This window comes from Halorhodospira abdelmalekii (genome assembly GCF_016583625.1).
GTDB lineage: Bacteria > Pseudomonadota > Gammaproteobacteria > Nitrococcales > Halorhodospiraceae > Halorhodospira > Halorhodospira abdelmalekii.
This window is the reverse complement of sequence record NZ_NRRN01000135.1, coordinates 1-732: the sequence shown is the minus strand read 5'-3', so window position 1 is coordinate 732 and position 732 is coordinate 1. Positions and strand designations below refer to the sequence as shown.

Below are 732 nucleotides of genomic sequence, written 5' to 3'. Positions count from 1 at the left end.
CACTGCCACATCGTCGTCAAACTTGACCCCAGTCAGACCGAAGAGTGGTCCGATGAGGAGGTCATCGAGCGCTGGCGTGCCGTCTATAAAGGCGCACCCGTGATGCAGAAGCATCTGGCCGGCAAGCAGCTCGATGCCATTGAGAAGATCGAACTCGCCGAGTGGATCGAGACCTATCGGGAGCGGCTGGGGGATTTGAGCTGGTTTATGCGCTGCCTCAACGAGCCCATCGCCCGACAGGCCAACATAGAAGACGGCTGTAAGGGCCACTTCTGGGAGGCACGATTTAAGTCGCAAGCCCTCGGCAGCGATGCCGCTCTGCTCGCCTGTATGGCTTACGTCGATCTCAATCCGGTGCGTGCGGCCATCGCTTCAACCCCTGAGGAGTCCGAGCACACCGGTCTACGTGAGCGCATCGAGCCGCGCTTCGATCTCGACAAAGCTCTGCAAGAGCGCTTCAATGCCGGCGTCGAGGTCGCTGGATTGCTCTCGTGCCTCCAACTGCCCGCGCCCGTCAAACCGCTACTGCCCTTTCGGGATGCGACAGCGGCGGCGGCTACACTAGCCGGCCTCCCCTGCACCTTCGAGGAGTACCTAGCACTCGTCGATCACACCGGTCGCGCCATCAACCCCAAAAAACGCGGCGCCATCGCCCAAAACGCCCCACCCATCCTGCAGCGTCTCGGACTCGCCAACGAGCAGTGGCTAGAGCAGGCCACGCGATTTGAAGCC

1 protein-coding gene is annotated in these 732 nt (G+C 61.7%); it reads left to right on the top strand.

The features are described 5' to 3' along the window. Positions 1-102: 102 nt before the first annotated feature. A partial coding sequence (locus CKO15_RS13805; RefSeq protein WP_420842154.1) for a transposase occupies positions 103-732 on the top strand: 630 nt, incomplete at its 3' end.